This window comes from Bradyrhizobium sp. AZCC 2230 (genome assembly GCF_036924495.1).
Lineage (GTDB): Bacteria > Pseudomonadota > Alphaproteobacteria > Rhizobiales > Xanthobacteraceae > Bradyrhizobium > Bradyrhizobium rifense.
The window spans coordinates 5,687,630-5,706,359 of sequence record NZ_JAZHRS010000001.1 but is presented as its reverse complement, the minus strand read 5'-3'; the positions used below and the strand labels follow the sequence as shown (position 1 = coordinate 5,706,359).

Annotated in this window: 13 protein-coding genes and 1 pseudogene; 6 read left to right on the top strand and 8 right to left on the bottom strand. The window is 64.4% G+C overall.

Translation table 11 applies throughout. The features are described 5' to 3' along the window. The first annotated feature begins 264 nt into the window (after nt 1–264). The gene (locus V1280_RS27320; protein ID WP_334531367.1) at nt 265–1,881 is read left to right on the top strand and encodes a phosphoenolpyruvate carboxykinase; all 1,617 of its coding nucleotides are present in this window, start codon (nt 265–267) and stop codon (nt 1,879–1,881) included. Nucleotides 1,882–2,110: 229 nt separating this feature from the next. On the opposite strand, the gene V1280_RS27315 is transcribed toward V1280_RS27320, so the two are convergent. Together V1280_RS27315 and V1280_RS27310 are read right to left on the bottom strand one after the other, a co-directional pair. Next, entirely contained in the window at nt 2,111–2,926 is an 816-nt protein-coding gene (locus tag V1280_RS27315) for an acyl-CoA thioesterase (protein WP_334531364.1), read from the bottom strand. A gap of 95 nt (nt 2,927–3,021) precedes the next feature. Beyond that, nucleotides 3,022–5,547: a glycogen/starch/alpha-glucan phosphorylase gene (locus V1280_RS27310; protein ID WP_334531362.1), complete on the bottom strand. Its 2,526-nt coding sequence runs from the start codon at nt 5,545–5,547 to the stop codon at nt 3,022–3,024. A 207-nt stretch (nt 5,548–5,754) separates the two neighbouring features. Between V1280_RS27310 and V1280_RS27305 the strand changes: the two genes are divergently transcribed. Next, nucleotides 5,755–5,982: a hypothetical protein gene (locus V1280_RS27305; protein ID WP_334531359.1), complete on the top strand. Its 228-nt coding sequence runs from the start codon at nt 5,755–5,757 to the stop codon at nt 5,980–5,982. A 58-nt stretch (nt 5,983–6,040) separates the two neighbouring features. Here V1280_RS27305 and V1280_RS27300 read toward each other — a convergent pair. Continuing rightward, nucleotides 6,041–6,187, bottom strand: a pseudogene (locus V1280_RS27300) (RNA polymerase sigma factor region1.1 domain-containing protein); the annotation flags it as partial. Between the two features lie 191 nt (nt 6,188–6,378). Here V1280_RS27300 and V1280_RS27295 point away from each other — a divergent pair. After that, on the top strand, nt 6,379–6,810 hold the full coding sequence (locus V1280_RS27295; RefSeq protein WP_334531353.1) for a hypothetical protein: 432 nt from the start codon (nt 6,379–6,381) through the stop codon (nt 6,808–6,810). A 131-nt stretch (nt 6,811–6,941) separates the two neighbouring features. Here the strand turns inward: V1280_RS27295 and V1280_RS27290 are convergent, their stop codons facing one another. Further along, complete coding sequence (locus V1280_RS27290; protein WP_334531350.1) at nt 6,942–7,715, bottom strand: DUF2865 domain-containing protein; 774 nt, start codon at nt 7,713–7,715, stop codon at nt 6,942–6,944. Nucleotides 7,716–7,868: 153 nt separating this feature from the next. Then, entirely contained in the window at nt 7,869–8,432 is a 564-nt protein-coding gene (gene pyrE, locus V1280_RS27285) for an orotate phosphoribosyltransferase (protein ID WP_334531347.1), read from the bottom strand. Nucleotides 8,433–8,642: 210 nt separating this feature from the next. On the opposite strand from pyrE, the gene V1280_RS27280 reads away from it, so the two are divergent. Next, nucleotides 8,643–9,269, top strand: a complete 627-nt coding sequence (locus V1280_RS27280; protein WP_334531344.1) for a glutathione S-transferase family protein — start codon at nt 8,643–8,645, stop codon at nt 9,267–9,269. An 87-nt stretch (nt 9,270–9,356) separates the two neighbouring features. Here the strand turns inward: V1280_RS27280 and V1280_RS27275 are convergent, their stop codons facing one another. The 3 genes from V1280_RS27275 to V1280_RS27265 form a co-directional block, all read right to left on the bottom strand. Next, nucleotides 9,357–9,992, bottom strand: a complete 636-nt coding sequence (locus tag V1280_RS27275; protein WP_334531341.1) for a LysE family translocator — start codon at nt 9,990–9,992, stop codon at nt 9,357–9,359. 284 nt (nt 9,993–10,276) lie between these two features. Continuing rightward, a complete protein-coding gene (polA, locus tag V1280_RS27270) occupies nt 10,277–13,315 on the bottom strand; it encodes a DNA polymerase I (RefSeq protein WP_334531338.1) in 3,039 nt (1,012 codons plus the stop codon). 132 nt (nt 13,316–13,447) lie between these two features. After that, the gene (locus V1280_RS27265; RefSeq protein WP_334531335.1) at nt 13,448–14,515 is read right to left on the bottom strand and encodes an acyltransferase family protein; all 1,068 of its coding nucleotides are present in this window, start codon (nt 14,513–14,515) and stop codon (nt 13,448–13,450) included. Nucleotides 14,516–14,708: 193 nt separating this feature from the next. Between V1280_RS27265 and V1280_RS27260 the strand changes: the two genes are divergently transcribed. Further along, nucleotides 14,709–16,025 carry a UDP-glucose dehydrogenase family protein gene (locus V1280_RS27260; protein WP_334531332.1) on the top strand — a complete coding sequence of 439 codons (1,317 nt, stop codon included), beginning with the start codon at nt 14,709–14,711 and terminating at the stop codon, nt 16,023–16,025. A gap of 151 nt (nt 16,026–16,176) precedes the next feature. Next, nucleotides 16,177–18,651: an ATP-dependent helicase HrpB gene (gene hrpB / locus V1280_RS27255; RefSeq protein ID WP_334531329.1), complete on the top strand. Its 2,475-nt coding sequence runs from the start codon at nt 16,177–16,179 to the stop codon at nt 18,649–18,651. The last annotated feature ends 79 nt before the right edge of the window (nt 18,652–18,730 follow it).

Sequence of the window (18,730 nt, the reverse complement as noted above, 5' to 3'; positions counted from 1 at the left end):
CGTCGCAAAACGCGGAATAACGTCGAAATGCGCGTTTGGTTGCGCGACCATTTCTAATTTTTTGATGCAGCCGCTCAGGGCTGTCATGCGCGACGTTTGGCGCGGTCCTTGAATAAACCAAATCCTACGGGATCGGCTTGGCAACGTCAGCGTTCATCAGTATTAGGTCGTCCAGCCGAGGCCGGCCGGCCTGCAATTCACGGTGACCGCGATGGCGCCAAGGTTAGGTCGCGCTATGTGTCGCGGGTTCTAGGAGGATTTTTCGTGCAAGAGACGGGCGTGCGCAACGGTGCCTTCGGTGCCGACAAATTCGGCTTAAAGAATCTCAAGCAGGTTCACTGGAACCTTGGCGCACCGCAACTCTATCAATACTCGCTGTCCGCGGGCGAGGCGGTGCTGTCCGCCGATGGTTCGCTCTGCGCCGACACCGGCGAGTTCACGGGCCGCAGCCCGAAGGACAAGTTCACGGTGCGTGACGCCACCACCGACAAGAAGATGTGGTGGGCCGGCAACCAGTCGATCACCGCGGAGCAGTTCGAGACGCTGTACCAGGACTTCCTCAAGCACGCCGAAGGCAAAAGCCTGTTCGCGCAGGACCTCTATGGCGGTGCCGATCCGGCCTACCGGATCAAGACCCGCGTCTTCACCGAACTCGCCTGGCACTCGCTGTTCATCCGCACGCTGCTGATCCGTCCCGAGGCGATCGAGCTGTCGAGCTTCACACCGGAGCTCACCATCATCGACATGCCGAGTTTCCGCGCCGATCCGGAGCGCCATGGCTGCAAGTCGGAGAACGTCGTCGCGATCGACTTCGCCCGCAAGATCGTGCTGATCGGCGGCTCCTACTATGCCGGCGAAATGAAGAAGTCGGTCTTCACCACGCTGAACTATTATCTGCCCGAGCGCGGCGTGATGCCGATGCACTGCTCGGCCAATGTCGGCGCCAAGGGCGATTCCGCGATCTTCTTCGGCCTGTCAGGCACCGGCAAGACCACGCTGTCGGCCGATCCCAACCGCACGCTGATCGGTGACGACGAGCACGGCTGGGGCCCGAACGGTATCTTCAATTTCGAGGGCGGCTGCTACGCCAAGTGCATCAAGCTCTCGCAGGAAGCCGAGCCCGAGATCTACGCGGCGTCGACCCGCTTCGGTGCGGTGCTCGAGAACTGCGTGCTCGACGAGGACACCCGCGTAGTCGATTTCAACGACGGCTCCAAGACCGAGAACACGCGCTCGGCCTATCCGCTCGACTTTATCCCGAACGCCTCGCGCACCGGCCGTGCGCCGCAGCCGAAGAACGTGGTGATGCTCGCCGCCGACGCCTTCGGCGTGCTGCCGCCGATCGCAAAACTGTCGCCGGCGCAGGCGATGTACCACTTCCTCTCCGGCTACACCGCCAAGGTCGCCGGCACCGAGCGCGGTCTGGGTAACGAACCGCAGCCGGAATTCTCGACCTGCTTCGGCTCGCCCTTCCTGCCGCTCGATCCATCCGTTTACGGCAACATGCTGCGTGACCTCATTGCCCAGCACAATGTCGACTGCTGGCTGGTCAACACCGGCTGGACCGGCGGCAAGTACGGCACGGGCTCGCGCATGCCGATCAAGGTGACGCGCGCGCTGCTGACCGCAGCCCTCGACGGATCGCTTCGCAATGTCGAATTCCGCACCGACAAATATTTCGGCTTCGCGGTCCCGACCGCGCTGCCGGGCGTGCCGAGCGAGATCCTCAACCCGGTCAATACCTGGAAGGACAAGGACGAGTTCGACAAGACCGCCCGCGCGCTGGTCGGCATGTTCCAGAAGAACTTTGCCAAGTTCGAAGCCCAGGTCGACGCCGAAGTGCGCGCGGCTGCGCCGGACGTGAAGCTCGCGGCGGAGTAATTTCCGCTTCTGCTTGAAATGCAAAAGGGCGGCCGAAAGGCCGCCCTTTTCGTTTTGTGGCCGCTAGTGCAAACCCCACACTCAGTGTCGTCCCCGCGGATGCGGGGACCCATACCGCGTGATCTATCAAGGGAATGCGGTGCGAGTACCGGTGAAGAAGTGATCACGACGGATCTTCGCCAAACTGCTCCCTGTGGTTATGGGTCCCCGCGTTCGCGGGGACGACACCTCAGGCCTTGAAATACGCAATCTGCGTCGTGGTCGCGAGCAGCCGTCCGTTCGGCGACCACAGCTCGGCGTTCTGGTCGGCGTAGCTCTTGTGCATGATTTTCGAGTCAGCCGTCGCCAGCACGCGCGTGATGTCTTCGGCCGCGAGCTCTTCGCTGTCAGTGTGAAAATACGTTGTCAGCGACACCGTGCCGAACGGCACCAGCTCGCGGCGCGCGTGGAAGATGCGGCCGAAGAAGGCATCCGACATCGACATCAGCGACGGCATGTCGAGCTTGCGCGGCTCGCGATCGCCGATCCAGAGCTTTGAGTAAGTGCTGGCGAGCTCTGGCTGCGGTGGGCCAATCCGCATCTCGCCCTCGACGAAGCGGAATTCATACTGGTTGGCCCAGGATGCCTTGATACTTGGGAACGGCAGCGTTTGTTCGAACGGCTTGGTATCCGGATATTGCGCTACCCGGTGCTCCCAGGACGGCCGGCGCTCGGCGAACACGGCGGTCGCAAGCGTCGCGACCTCGCCGCCGCCCTGCGACAGTTCGACGCTCCAGTGCTGGCTGGAGCGGTTGCCCTTTACCAGACGCACGTCGAGATCGAACGGGCCTTTGGCGATCGGCGCGCAGTAATTGACGGTCAGCGCCAGCGGATCGCCGGCGCGTTGCGGGTGCTCGATCAGCGCACGCAAAATGGTCGCGGCCGTGGCCCCGCCGAACGGGCCGACAAAGGCCCAATAATCGTCACTGGTGTGCCCCTGCCAGCTCGAGTCACCGGCGGTGATGCGGGTGGCGTCGTCGAAGGGGTGCGGGAGTTTGGCGTGCATTGTCATGTCCGGCTTTCAATGACGGACGTCATATCACGTCCGATGCCGGGTTGTGCAATTACCTCGGGGGTAGCCGATTTCACGTTGCGGAAAAATCAGCTCGCCGCGTCGCGCAAATCCTCGGCCGTCTGGAACGGCGGGGCAATCGGATTGACCGGCACGTTCCAGATCTCCTCGGCATATTCGCGGATGGTGCGGTCGGACGAGAACCACGCCATACGCGCGACGTTGAGGATGGAGGCGCGGGTCCAGGCCGGCGCCACCTGCCAGCGCGCGTCGACCGCACGCTGTGCTTCGTAGTAGGAATCGAAATCGGCGCTGACCATGTAATGGTCGAGATAGCGCAGTGCGTGCGCGATGGATTCGAAGCGGCCGGGATCGCCGGGCGAGAACTCGCCGGCGCCGATCGCATTGATGGCGCGCTGGAGCTTTGGCGAATTGCGGATCACGTCGGAGGCATCCAGCCCCTGCTTGCGCTTGATCATCACGTCGCCGGCCTCCATGCCGAAGATCGCGATGTTCTCAACGCCGACCTGGTCGCGGATCTCGATATTGGCGCCGTCGAGCGTGCCGATGGTGATGGCGCCGTTCAGCGCCAGCTTCATGTTGCCGGTGCCGGAGGCTTCCATGCCGGCGGTCGAGATCTGCTCGGACAGGTCGGCCGCGGGAATGATCACTTCGGCAAGGCTGACATTGTAGTCGGGCAGGAAGACGACCTTCAGCTTGCCGCCGATGGCGGGATCGTTGTTGACGACCTCCGCGACGTCGTTGATCAGCTTGATGATCAGTTTTGCGTAGCGGTAGCTCGCGGCTGCCTTGCCCGCAAAGATCTTCACCCGCGGCACCCAATTGCCGTTGGGATCATCCTTGATCGACTGATACAGCGCGACCGTCTCGATGACGTTGAGCAGCTGGCGCTTGTATTCGTGGATGCGCTTGATCTGCACGTCGAACAACGCGGTCGGGTCGACCTTGATGCCGAGCCGTTCGCCGATCAGGCGCGCCAACGCGGTCTTGTTGTGAAGCTTAACGGCACGGAATTTCTTCTGGAATTCGACGTCGCTGGCGCGCGCCTCGATCAGCGAGAGCTGCGTCGGATCGTCGAGCACGGCTTCGCCGCAAGTCTCACGTAGCAGGTCGGTCAGCCTCGGATTGGCCAGCATCAGCCAGCGGCGGAAGGTGATGCCATTGGTCTTGTTGGTGATGCGGCCGGGATAGAGATGGTTGAGATCGTGGAACACGGTCTCGCGCATCAAATCCGAATGCATCGCCGAGACGCCGTTGATGCGGTGCGAGCCGACGAAGGCGAGCTGGCCCATGCGCACGCGGCGACCGCTCTTTTCGTCGATCAGCGAGACCGAGGCGCGGAAGTCGATGTCGCCGGGGGCGCGTGCTTCGGCAAGCGCGAGATGCTGCACGTTGATGCGATAGATGATCTCGAGATGGCGCGGCAGCAGCTTCTCGAACAGCTCGACTGGCCAGGTCTCCAGCGCTTCCGGCAGCAGCGTGTGATTGGTGTAGGACAGCGTCGCGACCGTGATCTTCCAGGCCTCGTCCCAGCGGAAATTGTGGAGGTCGACCAGGATGCGCATCAGCTCGGTGACGGCGAGACTCGGATGGGTGTCGTTGAGCTGCACCGCGACCTTGGATGACAGGCTGCGCAGCTGGCCATCGGAGGCAAGGTGCCGCTTGATCAGATCCTGCAGCGAGGCCGAAACGAAGAAATATTCCTGGCGCAGCCGCAGCTCACGGCCCGCCGGGCTCTCGTCGTTCGGATAGAGGAATTTGCAGATCGCTTCCGCGCGCGACTGCTCGGCGCTGGCGCTGACATAGTCGCCCTTGTTGAAGGCGTCGAGCTTGAGCGGATCGGGCGAGCGCGCCGACCACAGTCGCAGCGCATTGACGTGCTGTCCGCGCCAGCCGACGATCGGTGTGTCATAGGCGATCGCCTGTACCGTCTCGCCTGGATGCCAGATCGCGCGGTCGCGGCCCTTGTCGTCGACATGCTCGACGCCGCCGCCGAAATTGATGTCGTAGATCACTTCCGGCCGCTGCAACTCCCAGGGGTTGCCGAAGCCGAGCCATTCGTCCGGATATTCCTGCTGCCAGCCTTGATTGATGATCTGGCGGAACAGGCCGTAATCGTACCGGATGCCGTAGCCGATCGCGGGGATCGACAGCGTCGCCATGCTCTCCATGAAGCAGGCGGCGAGGCGGCCGAGGCCGCCATTGCCGAGCGCCGCATCCGGCTCGCATTTGCGCAGCTCAGGCAGCGACACGCCGAGATCGCCGAGCGCGACCTCGAAGATCTTCAGGAGGCCCATATTGTTGAGCGCATCGGTGAAGAGACGGCCGATCAGGAATTCGAGCGAGAGATAATAGACGCGCTTGCGGCCTGCGTCGTAGCTGCGCTTCTCGGCCGTGAGCCAGCGATGCACGATGCGGTCGCGCAACGCCAGCGCCGCGGCCTGGTACCAGTCGTGCTTGGTCGCCATGCCCGCATCCTTGCCGATGGCAAGGCGCAGCTTCGCCAGGATCGCGCCCTTGATCTCCGACAACGCGAGTTCGTCGATGGGCCGACCGGGGGCAGGGAAATTTGACTGGAACGATTGATCTTGCAAGGCCGTCACTTCCTGGTCGCGAGAACACCACTGAACCCTACGCGTCTTGCCCCTGCACCGGAACCATCCCTGGCGCGGCCGTGCACTGCGCTGGCGCAAAATTATGCAAGGAACGGGCCGGTTTGGGAACCCGGGGCAGCACGGGAGAACGCCGATTTGGTGCTACATTGACGACAGATTCAGCCATCACTGTGGAGGAGACGCGCCATGAGACTGCTGATCGAAATCGCTGCCGCAGCGCTTCTTGTCATCTGCATCGCCACTTCGAGCGCCGCTTTCGCCGCCGGCAAGCGCAGCGCCGACGGCCTCAGCTGTGGCTTCACCGTCCCGCAAAATGCAACTCCCGCCGCGCGCTGCGCCGCCATCAAGCGCCAATGCGGCGGCAAGTTTTATGCGAGTGCGTGCGGGGATCGGTTGATGTCGGCGGCGAATTGAGCAGTTGTGGCGAAGCGAAACTGCCACCCCATCGCCGTCCTCGCGAAACTTATGGCGGATCACTTTCGACGAGATTTATTCCTTCGTCGCTGAGCGCCAGCATGACCGCTTCGATGTCTTCGGGCGTCGTGGTGGTCGATGGCAACAACTCGTTGAGCTGATCGAATGTGACGAAACCTGTCGGGCGGCCTAGCTCCAGTGCCATTCGGATTGTATCCTGCAGTCTCACGTGTCGGTCCTCCAACAAACCCTTCTACTAAGAGGGAAGACTCTCGACCTTGTATTGTCGCGCTCTGGAACAAATTAAGAACACTTTAGCAAGTCTTTGATATATCATTGTGATTCGGCGCATTGCCGACACAATATCTAGGGTCTGACAGCCGTCGTGAGGGCTACATGTCCACCATTGCCTTCGATCAATTTGCGCTCACCCGGATCGCCGATTTCGCGCGGTCGCTGTCGCGGCTGCATCAGGCGGCGCGGCGCTGTGCCGTCGACGACGACCAGTTCGACCGCGAGTTTAACGCGGTGTGCCAGTCGATTTGGGGCTACACCATCGACGACATCAGCGACGATCTTTTCGCAGCCGAAGATCATCACTTCCTCGACACGCTGGACGAAGCGCATGCGCGCATCTTCGCGGCCGAGCAGGGCTACGACCTCGTCAGCGAGACGGGCATGCTGACCGACTGGTGGGGCTTTTGCTGGATGATCTTGGCCGAGAAGCGCGGTTTGCTGACGGCCGAAAACCGCGCTGCCGCGCGCGCGGCGATCGAGGAGAAATATCTGGCGGCGCCGAATGTGATCGGGGTGATTATCGGGCGGTGACAGTCTCGTGCCCCGGGCGCAGCGCAGCACGTCAGTGATGCGCTGCTGAACCGGGGCCCATCTCACTTTGGGTCCCGGCTCTGCGTCGCGTCACTCGGTGCCGCGCCGCGTCCGGGACACGAGAGATTGCCTTAATCCAATCCCGCCCGCTTAGCCGACTTCGCCGGTGTCTTCGGCACCGTGACATCCGGCAGCGTCTCGCGCACGATCTCGGCTGCCGGCGCATCAGCGGCCACCGTCTCGGCGCGCACCGGGGCTACCTTCATCTCGCCGAGCCGGGCGCGGACCTGCGCGGTGAGGCCGGGATAGGAAGCGACCGGGGTGAACTCGGCGGTCTGCTCCATGCCGAGGCGGACGCCGGTATAGGCGACCAGGCCGTCGCTGGTGGCGATGACGTCACCGGCTTTCAGTGACGAGTCCAGCGTCAAATCGACCGGAGCGAGCCCGGCCGGCTCGCGGCCGTTGCAGGTGCAGTCCGCGCGCAGCGCCTTGCGGTAGGCGAATGCGTTCTCGCTGTCGGCGTAGCGCTCGCCGGTCTGGCTATAGGCGCCGTCGATCGAGGAGCCGAAAAAGACTTTTGTCGTGCTGGCAGGACAGAAGGCCTGACACATCTGCGCCGGCGAGGCGAGGCCGCGCATCAGCGGAAAATATTTGCCGTCGCAGCTGCGCACGCAGAAAGCCGGGCCGGAGCCGCCGGCCGCCGCCGAGCGGGTCGGGGGCACATATTGCGGCTGGGCGGCGGGGTTCTGCTGACTGGCGAAGGGATCCATGAAGGAGTTCGCCTGCGGCACGTCGCGCTGCGGGCGTTGCTGGGCTCCGCCGAAGAAGAAGTCGAACAGGCCTTCGGCCGAAACTGGGGCTGGGGCAGCAAGCAACGGTGCTGCAAGGGTGGCGGCCACAAGCATCGCGCGACGCCGCCGGCGCGCATGGGACAACTCTGTACGCAACGCTTACTCCACCCGACGCTACCGAACCGGCCGGGACCTCTCGGGTCTCAGCACATGATTCACCATAGGGCCGGATGGTAAATGAGGGGTTGAGGGGGCGTCTTGCGCCCGTTACGCTTTCAAAAATTCCGACGCCTTGTACAGCGAGCGGAACGGCAGGCCGGCCGCACCAAATGTGTCGGTGGCGCCTTCCTCGCGGTCGACCATGGTCAGCACCAGCACGACTTCGGCACCGGTCTCGCGTACGGATTCCACGGCCTTCATCGCCGAGCCGCCGGTGGTGGTGACGTCCTCGACGATCACGACGCGCTTGCCATCGAGCGTCTCGCCCTTCGGCAAGCCTTCGATCGCGAGCTTGGCGCCATGCTCCTTCGGCTTCTTGCGCACGAAGAAGGCCGCGATCGGATGGCCCTTGATCCAGGAGATCTGCGCCAGCGCACCGGCCAGCGGCACCGCGCCCATCTCAAGCCCGCCGATGAAATCGAGCTGGTCGTCCTTCAGCGTTTCATAGGTCAGCTCGGCGAGCAGCGTCGCGCCCTCGGGGTCGAGCATGGTCGGCTTGAGGTTGAAATAGAAATCGCTCTTGCGGCCCGATGCGAGCGTCACCTCGCCGCGGCCGAAGGAGCGGCGGCGGATGATTTCGAACAGGCGGGCGCGGGAGGCTGATTTCGACACGGCGGTCCCTCGGGGGGCGTTCTTGAAGGTGGCGGAATTTATCCGCGACGGCAGTCACATTCCAGAGGGGGCGTCCCCCGTCAACAGGGATCGGCCATCCCGGTCCGCCGGTTGTGGGGGTGCAACCTTCTGGAGTAGGTGGATGCCGGAGACCTCGGGCAAGAAACTGGGTAAGAAACTGGGCAAGAAACTGGGCAAGGAAACAGGCAAATGACCATCGAGCTGCACACCTGGAACACGCCGAACGGCCGCAAAATCTCGGTCGCGCTGGAGGAAATGGGGCTGCCCTACAAGGTGATCCCGGTGAATATCAGCAAAGGCGAGCAGATGGCGCCGGAGTTCCTCAAGCTCTCCCCGAACAACAAGATCCCCGCGATCCTCGACCCCGAAGGGCCGGACGGCAAGCCTGTCAGCATCTTCGAGTCCGGCGCGATCCTGCTCTATCTCGGCGAAAAGACCGGTAAATTCCTGCCGAAATCGCTCACGGGCCGCATCCCCGTCTACGAATGGCTGATGTGGCAGATGGGCGGCTTCGGGCCGATGCCGGGCCAGGTGCACCATTTCATCGCGCTCGAGAACGAGCAGGACCGCGCCTACGGGTTGAAGCGCTACATGGCCGAGACGCGCCGGCTCTACGGCGTGCTGGACCGTCGCCTCGACGGCCGCGATTTCGTCGCCGGCGATCTCTCGGTCGCCGATTTCGCCATTCTGGGCTGGGCCTGGCGGCATCCGCGCCACAAGGTCGAGCTCGCCGACTTCCCCAACGTCAAGCGCTGGTACGACGCCTTGATGGCCCGCCCGGCGGTGAAGCGGGGGATGGAGGCAAAGCTGGATTGATTTGAGTATTCCAGAGACAGCGGTGATTGAGCCGAGAGGCCGCGGCGTACTGGATGCCCCGGTCAAGCCGGGGCATGACAGCCTGCATCACACCTTCCGCGCCTCGACCGCCATCCTGACCGCAAGCCCGGCGAGCACCGTGCCCATCAGCCAGCGCTGCACCAGCATCCAGCTCGGCCGGCTCGCCAGGAACAGCGCAATCGATCCGGCCGCGAGCGCGATGATCGCATTGACGCTGACGCTGAGCGCGATCTGGATCGCGCCCAGCACCACCGACTGCGTCAGCACGCTGCCGGCCGTGGGATCGATGAACTGCGGCAGCAGCGCCAGGTACAGCATCGCGATCTTCGGATTGAGCAGATTGGTGACGAGCCCCATCGCAAATAACTTGCGCGGGCTGTCGATTGTGAGCTGCTTCACCTGGAACGGCGAGCGCCCGCCCGGTTTCACGGCCTGCCAGGCGAGCCACAGCATGTATCCGGCGCCGGCAAAGCGCAGCGCGTCATAAGCAAAGGGAATCGCCAGCAGCAGCGCCGTGATGCCGAACGCCGCGCACAACATGTAGAACACGAAACCCAGCGCTACGCCGCCGAGCGAGACGATACCGGCCGCCGGCCCCTGCGTGATCGAGCGCGAGATCAGGTAGATCATGTTCGGCCCGGGCGTGAGCACGAGACCGAGGCAGACGAGACCGAAGCCGAGCAAGGCGGAGGTGTGGGGCATGAGTGAACCGATGCAGGGGATGCGCCGGTTCTAATATGCGCGGCCTCGTGGGGCCATCGTGCAATTGCACGGAGGACAATTGAGTTCGCGCCGCGAGCTCAGTGCACTCCCTCGCCCCGTTCTTACGGGGCCCCGGACAGTGCCTCCTCTCCGTCATTGCGAGCGAAGCGAAACAATCCAGAATCTTGCCGCGGAGGCACACTGGATTGCTTCGCTTCGCTCGCAATGACGAGTGGATAGGAGCTCATTCCGCAATGATCGCACGCGTTCGCAGAAGGCCCGCCTCAGTGTGCCTCGTCCCAGTTCGTGGCCGCGCGCGCGTCGACATGCAGCGGCACCGACAGCAGCACGGCCGGGAACGGCGCGTCCTGCATGACGTGCTGCACGACGGGGAGCGTCGCCGCGACCTCGGCGTCCGGTACCTCGAAGATCAATTCGTCATGCACCTGGAGCAGCATCTGCGCCGAGAGTTTTTTCTCGGCCAGCGCATCCTCCACCCGCGTCATGGCGCGGCGGATGATGTCGGCGGCGGTGCCCTGAAGGCGCGCGTTGATCGCGGCGCGCTCGTTGAAGGCGCGCACCGAGGCGTTCGAGGCCTTGATGTCGGGATAGTGGCACTTGCGACCGAACAGCGTGGTGACGTAGCCGTGGCTCCGGCAGAAATCGCGCGTCTCGTCCATATAGGCGCGGATGCCGGGGAAGCGCTCAAAGTACTTCTTGATGTAGGCCGACGCTTCTTCTCGGGCGATGCCGAGTTGGTTGGCGAGGCCGAACGCCGAGATGCCGTAGATGATGCCGAAATTGATTGCCTTGGCGCGGCGGCGGATCTCGCTCGGCATGCCCTTGATCGGCACGCCGAACATTTCCGATGCGGTCATAGCGTGAATGTCGAGGCCGTCGCGGAACGCCTGCTTCAGCACGGGAATGTCGGCGATCTCCGCCAGCAACCGCAGCTCGATCTGCGAATAGTCGGCCGAGACCAGCTTGTGCCCCGGCGTCGCGATGAAGGCGCGGCGAATCTTGCGGCCGTCCTCGGTGCGGACCGGGATGTTCTGCAAGTTCGGCTCGTTCGACGACAGCCGGCCCGTGGTGGTCGCGGCCAGCGCGTAGGTCGTGTGCACGCGATGGGTCTGGGGATTGACGTAGGTTGGCAGCGCGTCGGTGTAGGTCGATTTCAACTTCGAGACCTGGCGCCACTCCAGAATCTTCCGCGGAAAATCGTGGCCCTGCTCGGCGAGTTCATCGAGCACCTGCGCGGTGGTCGACCACGCGCCGGTCTTGGTCTTGGTGCCGCCTGATAGTCCCATCTTGCCGAACAGGATGTCGCCGATCTGCTTGGGGCTGCCGACATTGACCGGCTCGCCCGCGATCTCCTGGATCTCGGCCTCGACCCGCGCAGCGGTCTGGGCGAAGTCGCCGGAGAGACGGGACAGCACCTGGCGGTCGATCGAGATGCCGCGCCGCTCCATGCGCGCGAGCACGGAGACCAGCGGCCGCTCCAGCGTCTCGTAGACGGCGGTCATGTGTTCTGCGATGAGGCGCGGCTTCAGGACGCGCCAGACGCGCAAGGCCATGTCGGCGCCTTCGGCCGACAACGGCGCGGCCTTGTCGATCGGCACCTGGTCGAAGGTGATCTTGCCCTTGCCGCTGCCGAGCAGCTCGCTCTCCTTCAGCATGGCGTGGCCGAACCAGCGCTCGGACAGCGAGTCCAGCTCGTGCGAGCCGCGGCCGGCGTCGAGCACGTAGGAGATCAATTTTGCGTCGTCGGCGTTGCGCAAGGTAATGCCGTGCTGCGCCAGCATCACGGCAGCGAATTTGACGTCGAAGCCGATCTTGAGCACGCCCGCAGATTCCAGCACCGGCCGCAGCGCTTCGATCGCCTCAGTGTGCTTGACCTGATCCGGCGCAAGGCCCGCGTCGAACAGGCCCGCACCGCCACCCGATTGCTTGTGCGCCAGCGGCACATAGCAGGCCTCGTTCGGTGCCAGCGCCAGTGCGATGCCGCAGAGATCGGCCTGCATCGGATCGATGGAGTTGGCCTTGATCTCGATCGCGACATGACCGGCATCGTGGATGCGCGCAATGAAGCCGTTCAGCTCGGCGAGCGTCTTGATGGTCTGGTATTTGGCCCGGTCGACCGGCAGCTTGCGCAGCGCCTCCTCGCGCGCGGCCGCGAGCGAGATCGGCGCGCCCTTCAGGCTTGCGGATTTGTCACCCTTGTCGCCGCCCTTGGCGACGGCCGCAGGAGCGGCGAAGAGATCGCCGGATGTTTCGGTCGATGTTGCCTTCGCGCCGTCGCCACCTCTCGCGCCGCTGCTGTTGCTCACGTCAGCATCGACATTGGCTGGATCGATCTGCGAGTAGTCGGCGACGCGGCGCGTCAGCGTGGAGAATTCCATCGCCTTCAGGAACGCGATCAGTTTTCGCGCATCCGGCTCGTGGACGGCGAGGTCGTCCAGCGGCACCTCGAGCTCGACCTTGTCGTCGAGCAGCACGAGTTGTCGCGAGATCCGCGCCTTCTCCGCATTCTCGATCAGCGCTTCGCGGCGCTTGGGTTGCTTGATCTCGGTGGCGCGGAACAACAGCTGCTCGAGATCGCCATATTCGACGATCAGCTGCGCCGCGGTCTTGATGCCGATGCCGGGCACACCAGGCACGTTGTCGGTGGAGTCGCCCGCGAGCGCCTGCACCTCGACCACCTTCTCCGGCGGCACGCCGAACTTCTCGATCACCTCGGGAATGCCGATGCGGCGATCCTTCATGGTGTCGTACATCGTGATCTTGTCGTTCACGAGCTGCATCAGATCCTTGTCCGAGGACACGATGGTCGTGGTGGCGCCGCGCTCGCTGGCCTGCCGCGCATAGGTCGCAATCAGATCGTCGGCCTCGAAGCCGCCCTGTTCCAGGCAGGGCAGGTCGAAGGCGCGCACGGCCTCGCGGATCAGCGCGAATTGCGGGATCAGATCGTCCGGCGCAGGCGGCCGGTGCGCCTTGTACTCGGGGTAGATCTTGTTGCGGAACGTGACCTCGGACTTGTCGAACACGATGGCCAGATGCGTCGGCCGGTTGTCGGCGGGCATGTCGCGCAACAGCTTCCACAGCATGTTGCAGAAGCCGAGCACGGCATTGACCTGCAAGCCGTCGGACTTGCGGTTCAGCGGCGGCAGCGCGTGATAGGCGCGGAAGATGTAGCCGGAACCGTCGACCAGGAAGATGTGGTCCCCCTTGCCGGCCGCTTTCGCCGCGACCGGTTTGGCAACAGCTGTCGCAGCGGCGGATTTGGTTTCGGCTTTGGCGGAGGTCTTCGGGGAGGTTTTTGGCATGGCCGCAATGTATGAATTTTTGCGGCAAAAGACAGCCTTGGAACGGGGATTTTTGGCCTGGTCGTGCGGCTATCCCCCGCTGTCATTCCCCGCGAAAGCGGGGAATCCAGTACGCCGCGGCGAGAATGGGCGCTACTCCGCCGTCTGCAACACGGCTGGAGCCTTCTTCGGCGCGATCCAGAATGCATCGGGCCGCTCGAACAGGAAGTCGGCGTGCAGCCTCAGCGCGGCCCGCCAGATCGCGAGCGATCCCAGCACGCCGACGATAGTGACGATCAGCGACACCGTGCCGATGTCGGGGATGATCCCGGTGTGCAATAGCAGCGTGCGCGTCGCGGCCATCGGCAGGAAGAAGGCGAGATAGATCACGATCGAATGCTCACCGCAGAAGCGCAAGAAGCTGCACCAATGCGCGCGCGCAAGCAGCGTGCCGATCGTGATGATGGCACATGCGCCGGCGAAGCCGAGCGCGAGCGACACGATCGTCCATTCGCTGGCGCCGAACGCGACGAGGCCGGCATTGACCAGCGCCCAGATCGCGAGGGCCGCGAGCGCGATCGCGGGATGGCTGCGCGCGCGATCCGACAGCGCGAACACGTAAGGCGCGCACAGATAGCCCGAGTAGAAATAGACGAAGCGCGCACAGAACTCGTCGATCGCAGTCCAGCCGGTTGTGATGTGTGCCGTCTCCAGCGCGGCCGCCACAAGCCAGATCGCGGGTGCGGGGATTCGTCGTGTCAGTTTTGTGACGATGAAGAAAATCGGCAGCAGGTAGATGAACCAGAGCGTGCCGAACGGCTCGATGAAGGATTCGAGATAGAGCAGGCCAGCGTCGCGCCAGCTGGTTTCGGCCGCGAAAGCAGGCGCCTTGAAGCCGAACTGGATTGTCACCCAGACGACATAGAAATAAGCGAAATGCACCACCTTGCGGTCGAGATAGGTTCGCCAGTCCCGATCGATCACCAGCGGCAGGAACAGGCCCGAAATCAGGAAGAAGTCCGGCATCCGGAACGGCTTCGCAAAGGCCACCAGGACATGCATGAAACCGGTCTCGCCGGCGGCGAGTTCGACCCCCAGCACCGAATGCATCATCACGACCATGACGATGCAGATGCCCTTGGCATAGTCGACCCAATCGACACGCGCAGCAGCCGGGCCCCTGGTGCCCTCGCTCGCGGCAATTGTGCCTGATGATGCCATGGTGTCCCGTTTCGAGGCGTGTTCCGCCCGGTCCTGTGTGGGCGTGGGGCAGTGTGGGGCTTTGTGGTTTCCGACTTCTTTACCGGTACAAATCGCGTGCCGGTTTTGGAGCGCAGGCTCTTCCTTCCCTACGGGAAAATGCTAAACCGCCCCGAGTTGGGGTTTCGTTAACCAAACCAAAACAGGGATTTTCATGCGAATCGCGATGATCGGCACGGGTTATGTGGGACTGGTGTCCGGAGCCTGCTTTGCGGATTTCGGTCACGACGTCATTTGCGTCGACAAGGACGAGAAGAAGATCGCGGCGCTTCATCGCGGCGAGATTCCGATCTACGAGCCCGGCCTCGACGAGCTGGTCGCGACCAACGTCAAGGCCAAACGCCTCGACTTCACCACCGACCTGTCGAAGCCGGTCGCCGACGCCGATGCCGTGTTCATCGCGGTCGGCACACCCTCGCGTCGCGGCGACGGCCATGCCGATCTCTCCTACGTCTACGCTGCCGCGAAAGAGATCGCGCAGTCGCTGTCCGGCTTCACCGTCGTGGTGACGAAGTCGACGGTTCCGGTCGGCACCGGCGACGAGGTCGAGCGCATCATCCGCGACGCCAATCCCAAGGCCGACGTCGTCGTCGCCTCCAATCCGGAGTTCCTGCGCGAGGGCGCTGCGATCCGCGACTTCAAATTCCCCGATCGCGTCGTCGTCGGCACGTCCGACGAGCGCGGCCGCAAGGTGATGGGCGACATCTATCGTCCGCTGTCGCTGAACCAGGCGCCGCTGATGTTCACGGAACGTCGTACTGCGGAGATGATCAAATACGCCGCGAACGCGTTCCTCGCGACCAAGATCACTTTCATCAACGAGATCGCCGACCTCTCGGAAAAGGTCGGCGCCAACGTGCAGGAAGTCGCGCGCGGCATTGGCCTGGACAACCGTATCGGCACAAAATTCCTGCACGCCGGCCCGGGCTTCGGCGGCTCCTGCTTCCCGAAGGACACCAAGGCGCTGATCAAGATCGCGCAGGATTACGACGTGAGCTTGCGCATCGTCGAATCCGTGCTGGCGGTCAACGAGAACCGCAAGCGCGCGATGGCGCGGAAAGTAAGCCAGGCGCTCGGCGGTTCCTTGCGCGGCAAGACCATTGCCGTGCTTGGCCTCACCTTCAAGCCCGATACCGATGACATGCGCGATGCGCCGTCGATTCCGCTGGTCACCGGTCTCCTCGACATGGGCGCGAAGGTGAAGGCGTTCGATCCTGTCGGCATGGAGCAGGCCAAGAGTGAGCTGCCCAGCATCGCCTATAGCGAGGATGCCTATTCCTGTGCGCAAGGTGCCGACGCGCTGGTCGTCGTTACCGAATGGGTGCAATTCCGTGGTCTCGATCTTGATCGGCTGAAGAGCGTCATGGCGCAGCCCGTCGTCGTCGACCTCCGCAACATCTTCAGCCCCGAAGACATGCGTGCGGCTGGCTTTACCTACGAGAGCGTCGGCCGGCCGTCGGTTCAGGGCTGATAGCTACACATTATTGTCGACCAAAAGCGTCATGGCCGGGCTTGTCCCGGCCATCCACGTCTTGTTCACTGCCAGGTGAAAGAACGTGGATGCCCGGGACGAAGACGCGCTTCGCGCTTTTGCCCGGGCATGACGAACGGATAGACCTTTTTTGCCCCGCAACTTCGACACGCCCCTCCCGATCGATGCCGTGCTCGACGACCTCTCGCGCACGCTGGAGGCGCACAATGCGGCCGTGCTGGTGGCCCCGCCCGGCGCCGGCAAGACCACGCGGGTGCCGCTGGCGCTGCTCGATGCGCCCTGGGCCAAGGGCAAAAAGATCATCGTGCTGGAGCCGCGGCGCATTGCGGCCCGCGCCAGCGCCGACCGCATGGCCAAGTCGCTCGGCGAGCGCGCCGGCGAAACGGTGGGCTATCGCGTCCGTTTCGGCTCGAAGATATCGCGGGCTACACGCATCGAGGTCGTGACGGAGGGCATCTTCACCCGCCAGATCCTCGACGATCCCGAACTCTCGGGCGTTGCCGCCGTCCTGTTCGACGAATTCCACGAACGCTCGCTCGACGCCGACATGGGGCTTGCGCTGGCGCGCGATGCGCAGCAGGGCTTGCGCGAGGATCTGCGTATCCTGGTGATGTCGGCCACGCTCGACGGCGCCCGCGTCGCAAGGCTGCTTGGCGATGCGCCCGTCGTCGAGAGCGAGGGCCGCGCGTTTCCTGTCGAGACCCGCTATCTCGGCCGCAAGGCGGATGCGCCGATCGAGCGGCAGATGGCGGACGCGATCGCGTCGGCCCTGCGTGCCGACGGCGGTTCGGTGCTCGCCTTCCTGCCGGGGGCCGCCGAAATCCGCCGCACCCAGAATTTCCTCAGTGAGCGCGTGCAGGATGCCAGCATCGAGATCGTGCCGCTGTTCGGCGCGCTCGATGCCGCCGTGCAGGACCGCGCCATCGCGCCGGCGCCGAAGGGCACGCGCAAGGTGGTGCTCGCGACCTCGATCGCCGAGACGTCGCTCACGATCGAAGGCGTGCGCATCGTCGTCGATTCCGGTCTCGCCCGTGTACCGCGCTACGAGCCCGACATCGGCCTGACCCGGCTCGAGACCGTGCGCGCTGCGCGTGCCGCAGTCGACCAGCGCCGCGGCCGTGCCGGCCGCACCGAGCCGGGCGTCTGCTACCGGCTCTGGGACGAGCCGCAGACGGCGTCGCTCGCACCCTACACCCAGCCGGAAATGTTGAGTGCCGATCTGTCCTCGCTGGTGCTCGATCTCGCGCAATGGGGCGTCGCTGACCCTGCCGCGTTGTCGTTCCTCGATCCGCCGCCGCAGCCTGCGTGGAAGGAAGCAAAAAGCCTGCTCTCCGAGCTCAACGCGCTCGATGGTGATGGTAGGATCACCGCCGAAGGCAAGAGCCTGCGTGCGCTGGCGCTGCCGCCGCGGCTGGCGCGCATGATCGTGGATTCGCATCGCGCCGGCGCGGGCGAAGAAGCCGCCGAGATCGCGGCCATCCTCACCGAGCGCGGGCTCGGCGGCGACGGCGCCGATCTCGAGCACCGGCGCGACCAGTTCCGCCGCGACCGTTCGCCGCGGGCGGCGAGCGCGCGCGACCTGGCGCGGCGCTGGGCCTCGCAGGTGGCGGCGTCCGAGAAGGCGGGACAGCAGGAGGGTCTCTCGACCGGCTTGATGCTCGCCTATGCCTTCCCGGATCGCGTCGCGCGCAACCGCGGCAACGGCAGTTTCGTGCTCGCCAATGGCCGCGGGGCTGCGGTGGAGCAGACCTCTTCGCTTGCCCGCGCGCCCTATATCGCGATCGGCGAGATGACAGGAACGGCCGCCAGCGGCCGCATCCTGCTCGCCGCGCAAATCGCCGAGGACGACATCGAGCGGCATTTCGCCGAGCATATCGACACCGCCGACGAGACCTCCTTCGATCGCGGCGCGATGGCTCTGCGTGCGCGGCGCAAGCGCGTGCTGCATGCGATCACGCTGTCCGAGGCCACGCTTGCCGTGTCGCCCTCGGAAGAGACCGCGCGCATTTTTGCGGATGGGCTGATCGCCGCCGGCCTCGACCGGCTGCCCTGGTCGAAGGCCGCCAAACAATGGCGCGACCGCGTCATGTTCTTGCGCAAAGCCGAGGGCGATAGTTGGCCCGATCTCTCCGACGACGGTTTGATCGCGCGGCGCGACGACTGGCTGGTGCCGGCGCTCTACGACAAGATCGCACTGAAGGACATTTCCGCCGGTGATTTCTCCGATGCGCTGATGGCGCTGTTGCCGTGGGAGATGCGCGCGCGGCTCGACCGCGAGGCGCCGACGCATTTCGAGGCGCCCACGGGAAGCGTGCTCGCGATCGACTACGAGGCCGAGCAGGGGCCGACCATCGCCGTGCGGCTCCAGGAATTGTTCGGCCTCAACACCCATCCGTCGATTGCCGCCGGCAAGGTGCCGCTGGTGCTGGAATTGCTGTCGCCGGCGCAGCGGCCGGTGCAGGTGACGCGCGATCTCCCCGGCTTCTGGCGCGGCAGTTACGCCGCGGTCCGCTCCGATATGCGCGGCCGCTATCCCCGCCATCCCTGGCCCGAAGATCCGGCAAGCGCGCCGCCCACCCGGCGGGTCAAGCCGCGCGGGACGTGAGAAATCACACGCGGCCATTAACCGTACGCTCATCCTTTTCGTCAAAATGACACAGGCTCTGCCGTGGCGGCGCTCGCGG

What these genes read in the sequence shown, in the direction of transcription:
- V1280_RS27315 (WP_334531364.1), bottom strand. Translation starts at nt 2,926, where the DNA reads ATGCACGCCAAACTCCCGCACCCCTTCGACGACGCCACCCGCATCACC.
- V1280_RS27305 (WP_334531359.1), top strand. Translation starts at nt 5,755, where the DNA reads ATGAGACTGCTGATCGAAATCGCTGCCGCAGCGCTTCTTGTCATCTGC.
- V1280_RS27295 (WP_334531353.1), top strand. Translation starts at nt 6,379, where the DNA reads ATGTCCACCATTGCCTTCGATCAATTTGCGCTCACCCGGATCGCCGAT.
- V1280_RS27290 (WP_334531350.1), bottom strand. Translation starts at nt 7,715, where the DNA reads ATGCTTGTGGCCGCCACCCTTGCAGCACCGTTGCTTGCTGCCCCAGCC.
- V1280_RS27280 (WP_334531344.1), top strand. Translation starts at nt 8,643, where the DNA reads ATGACCATCGAGCTGCACACCTGGAACACGCCGAACGGCCGCAAAATC.
- V1280_RS27275 (WP_334531341.1), bottom strand. Translation starts at nt 9,992, where the DNA reads ATGCCCCACACCTCCGCCTTGCTCGGCTTCGGTCTCGTCTGCCTCGGT.
- polA (WP_334531338.1), bottom strand. Translation starts at nt 13,315, where the DNA reads ATGCCAAAAACCTCCCCGAAGACCTCCGCCAAAGCCGAAACCAAATCC.
- V1280_RS27265 (WP_334531335.1), bottom strand. Translation starts at nt 14,515, where the DNA reads ATGGCATCATCAGGCACAATTGCCGCGAGCGAGGGCACCAGGGGCCCG.
- V1280_RS27260 (WP_334531332.1), top strand. Translation starts at nt 14,709, where the DNA reads ATGCGAATCGCGATGATCGGCACGGGTTATGTGGGACTGGTGTCCGGA.